The sequence below is a fragment of the Bacillus sp. B2-WWTP-C-10-Post-4 genome (assembly GCF_009183805.1).
In the GTDB taxonomy this organism is placed as follows: Bacteria; Bacillota; Bacilli; order Bacillales; family Bacillaceae_G; genus Bacillus_A; species Bacillus_A cereus.
On the sequence record NZ_WEII01000195.1, the window covers coordinates 1 to 4,602 of the forward strand.

Consider the following 4,602-nt stretch of genomic DNA (forward strand, 5'->3'; position numbering starts at 1 on the left):
CTAGAGACTACTACAATGTGATATTCTCTAGTATTTTTTCTTTATCCATATTATCTATTGTTGGGTAATCGATGAATTATTAATTTTTGTATGATTTTCACAAAATAACTTTGAACCATTATTTATTTCAATATAAAATAATAAAGGGGTATATATGAATAGGTATGTCCTTTTTATGTGATGATAATGCGAATTGAAGCGTAATACTGAAACGGTAAACGAGAAGAAGCAGTGCCGAAACAGATAGTAAGGAAAGTAAAACAGTAACAGCAGACAATACTTATAATGAAAACGTTCATAATGGACTGTCTATGGATAGAGAAAAAATACGAAAAGATAAAAGGGGCAAATGAATATGAACAGAGCCTTTAAAGGTACCGTATTAGCAGGGATAAGTGTGGGTTTCTTGCTAGCTGGTTGTACAATAGAAACATATGTCCTAACGCAGTCCAGAATATAAGCAAGTAGATTAAGTATTCTAAGCAGATAAATGAAGACTATAGCGATGAAGAAATTGAAAGACAACTAAGAGGTATAGCATCCTGACTTTCTAAATAACATGAGTGTTTCTATAGAATGAATCCTTAGGAGGGCTATTGTGGAACCTTTAATCAATGCTATTTTATACTTTGTATTTTTATTTGGAGCACTGTTTCTTATACTGGGTACTGCATTGGTTTTATTAATCGCGGCTGCATTACCAGTAATCTGGAAGAAGAATCTATCATTCCTAATGATTAGTTTAGGTATAAATATACTTGTCATTCCATTGTCTTTTTTTATTGGCGGGATGGCAACAGATTCTCCTGGTAGTACGATGCACGATTTTTGGGAAGTATTTTTCTTTATTCAGGTATTTCCGTTTCCCCTAGTACTGCTATCTTTAGTTTGGTGGCTTGTGCGTCGAAAAAAAGCAAAAGTTCATGTATAGTGTTTTTAATGCAAATAAGCTGTCCGTTTGGGCAGCTTATTATATTTATTACTAAGCGTGATTATTTCCAAAATGAATGCAATACCACTATACAGTTAAATTGAAGGTGAAACATATTGAAATCTTATCAAACTTTAGCCCACTTGTATGCATTAGGACTAGGCTGCGGACTTTGGAATAGAGAGGAGGTTATTTCATGGTGCGATAGGTTGATTGAAGCAAGTGATCACCCGCCATATGAAATTATGGAGATATCTTTAATGTCTAAAGCAAAGCTGATATATATAGAATCGGCTTTACTGTCATATAGCCGCATAGTTGATGAAAAACCCTTGGTAAACATCCTTCTTTCAGTCTTAAATGAAAAGTTAGTAGCTCAGAAATGGAATATTAAACAAGCGATTACTTGCTCTACTCGATTACTAGTAAATAGAGGCCTGTATTGGGAAGAAGAATATTTTGATTTATACAGCCTTAATGATAGCTATGACTTAGCACAGGAAGGTATCCATTTTAATGAAAAAGATGTGATTTCTGCTTATATCGATACATTAGATGTTTTTCGCATCCATTTTAACGAGTTTGAAGATCTCTATTTACAAGTCATGAAACAGAAGTGGCAAGGGGAGAGGGCAGGAAAAAGAATCATTGAATCGTAAGATTTATTTCCTGTATTTATCACCAAATTTATCTAGCCAAGACAAATCTGTCTTCGTGTTGATGAATTTTTATCTCTTAATAGCTTAATGCTATCGTTTTTAATTTTTCCGACAGCAAGCAAAGTTAGCATGTTTAATGCATAATCAGACGCCTGTAAATGAGCATTACTATTTAAATTTTTACCAGAGAGTAATTTAGTTAATTAGTAGAAAAAGGAAGGGGCCTATTTGGCTCCTTCCCTTTTCTCATACATACATAACGCTTGTTGACAACTTATGAAATAATAGCATTCATCGCTATTAAAATATAACATTAAAAGCAATTAATTAGATATGTAATTTTGCATATATTGTACTATTTCATGAATAGGAACAAAACTATTTATTCCTTTCTGTATGGAGACAAATAGATTTAGGTTTACTTAGGGTAAGAAGACCTGATCATTGATTGCTGGTTAAACCATATTTCTACGTATTTGAAACAAATTATTTCACTGAATTGTATGTTAAAGAGAGTGAGGGATTTATGAAATGTAGATTATTCCTTGATTTCTTACTCGTGATTTTACTTGGACATCGGAAAAGAAGTTACGTTATATACGATTTCAAAAGGGGATATTATTCAGTGCATCAAAAGATGCGCTCCGTTTCCTGTTTCCTATCCTACTAAATTACCATTCCAAGCAAATTTCTTCTCTTTCAAACAATTCATCCATTGAATAAAGATAATTCGGCCATACGTATCGGAGGACATGAAACTTTCTTAATACCATTTGGAATATATTTCAATATACTTCCGATACTATAACAGATCGAAAATTTCTTTATTGGAGGTATATAATGGCATATCCATTTCGTAACTTAGTATTTGAAGGTGGCGGGGTAAAGGGAAGCGCTTATATAGGTGCCATCCGTGCACTAAATGAAGAAGGGATTTTACCAGAAATACAACGATTTGGAGGGACTTCAGCAGGAGCGATTACTGCATTACTTTTAGGTCTTTCCATTCCATTCGCAGATCTTGTAAAAATCCACAAAGACATGAATTTCAAAGCGTTTAAAGATGATGATTTTTCGATTGTACAAGATAACATTCGTTTATTTTTTGATGGTTTTGGTATCTATAAAGGGGATTTCTTCACTGAGTGGGTAGGAAAGATTGTTGAAAAGTGGACAGGGAGTAAGGACACAACTTTTCAGCAGTTGTATGACAAAACAGGAAAAGACGTGTTTTTCCAAGGAACGAACATTTCTACACACCAGCTTCGTACGTTTTCACGCGAAACGACACCTGATGTCCCATTAGTAGTTGCTGTGCGGATTTCGATGTCCATCCCATTCTTTTTTAAATCTGTGGAATGGGATAAAGATTATTATGTAGACGGAGGTGTACTCGATAACTACCCAATTCGTTTATTTGATCGAAAAAGTTTTGTGAATAAAGAAGAACACTTCACGACCACAGATACGATTGACGAGGTTAATAAACTGATAAGCAATATAGAGGATCATTTTACATTAAGAAGCTTACACACGAAATACAATGCATCTTTCTTTGATCCTACAGATGAAATTGTCTACAACAAAGAAACACTTGGTTTCCGTTTAGAATCTCAGGCGGAGGTTGCCATGTTAAAACATATCGCAACCTCAACAGAACATCATATTGGCCATTCTCTTATTCATTTTGCATGGAATTTGTCTCAAACCATGATCAAAGGTCATGAGAGCGGAAAAACCACCAAAGAAGATGCTACCCGCACTGTATTTATTAATACATTCTTTACGTCGGCGTTTAATTTTGATATCACAGAAGAAGAAAAGAAAACACTCATGAATTCAGGTTATACTTCTACTAAAGACTATCTACATCAGTTTAATACGTCTGAAGTAAAATTGTTTAATCGACCATAAAGCCGAGTGCAATGCACTTGGCTTTTTTTAATCGTCCTGTAAATTCTTTTTTTTAGTAGCTAATAAAAATTTAGATAGACTATGCATAGAACAAGAGAGAGGAGATAACAGAAAGTAATAAATATAAGTTTTGATGACTTCTTATTTTGTAAAACTAGGGTGTAGAAAGGGTGAAACAGGTGGAAGAAAAACGAATTATGATTTATACAATTTTTTGGCTAACACAGTACAAAAGAGAACTTTAAAACGGTGGATAGGAATGTATCAAAAAATGAATAGAGTAGCAAGGCGGATTTATTGTGGAAGTAGGGATTTTCCTTTTTCTTTCTACTGATAATAAAGCGTTATGTAGACTGGGGATGTATAAGGTATTCATTGCTATTCCTTCAAAATGCTGATGTTACATCACATTAAAATAACCTCTAATTTAAGTATTGAAATTCTCTAAATCTCGATGTATTATATTCTTGTATTTTCTCACTTTGCGAAGCCTAGAAAACATCATCACTTCTGAAAGAACTCGAACTCTAGCCGGTTCTTTGAATTTACTTGAACTTATTTTTGAATCATTGTATTATATTTCCGAGTCTTACTCATATAAATCATTATCAGGGGAATCTGCAAATTTGCAGGTTCTTTTTTATTTTATTGAAAGTAAAATTTTAGCCAGTCGTTTATTTTCATATTGTTGATTTTTATACGTGTTTGGTAAAAATCAATGAGTTGCAAAAAAAATACTATGCTGAAATCTAGTTTGGTATAGCAATGTGCATATAAAAGATCTCACTTTGCTATATCCCCTAAAAAGAGTCATAAAAATCTATATTTTTTTAATTCAGTTGCATACTACAAAACTTCTTTTAAAAGAAATGTATGTACATACACATTATATTTTGTTCCATAACTCTCTAACTTTCGTTCACGATAGTCTGTTAAGTACAGGATTATTGGCGGGTGGTGCAATAGGTGCAGAAGATGTGAAAACAAATGAAAAAGTACAAGTTGCTGTTGCAGGTAAAGAGGGAAATATAACGTATAAAGAAATTGATAAAGCAGAATCTCCATTGTTATTTGGAATGTATCCTTTATGTTAAGATC

At 33.2% G+C, this 4,602-nt stretch carries 4 protein-coding genes; all 4 read left to right on the forward strand.

Annotated elements, in window-relative coordinates:
- The first annotated feature begins 598 nt into the window (after positions 1-598).
- The 4 genes from GBN78_RS28700 to GBN78_RS28725 all read left to right on the forward strand — a co-directional run bounded on the left by GBN78_RS28700 (position 599) and on the right by GBN78_RS28725 (position 4,598).
- A complete protein-coding gene (locus GBN78_RS28700; RefSeq protein ID WP_000433517.1) occupies positions 599-931 on the forward strand; it encodes a hypothetical protein in 333 nt (110 codons plus the stop codon).
- Positions 932-1,047: 116 nt separating this feature from the next.
- Positions 1,048-1,590 (forward strand): hypothetical protein, encoded by a 543-nt coding sequence (locus GBN78_RS28705; RefSeq protein WP_000844539.1) that lies wholly within the window; start codon positions 1,048-1,050, stop codon positions 1,588-1,590.
- Between the two features lie 840 nt (positions 1,591-2,430).
- Entirely contained in the window at positions 2,431-3,504 is a 1,074-nt protein-coding gene (locus GBN78_RS28715) for a patatin-like phospholipase family protein (RefSeq protein WP_152127982.1), read from the forward strand.
- 869 nt (positions 3,505-4,373) lie between these two features.
- Positions 4,374-4,598 (forward strand): hypothetical protein, encoded by a 225-nt coding sequence (locus GBN78_RS28725; protein ID WP_098878368.1) that lies wholly within the window; start codon positions 4,374-4,376, stop codon positions 4,596-4,598.
- Positions 4,599-4,602 lie beyond the last annotated feature (4 nt).

Coding starts and splice junctions, on each gene's coding strand:
- GBN78_RS28715 (WP_152127982.1), top strand. CDS start 2,431: ATGGCATATCCATTTCGTAACTTAGTATTTGAAGGTGGCGGGGTAAAG.
- GBN78_RS28725 (WP_098878368.1), top strand. CDS start 4,374: ATGTATGTACATACACATTATATTTTGTTCCATAACTCTCTAACTTTC.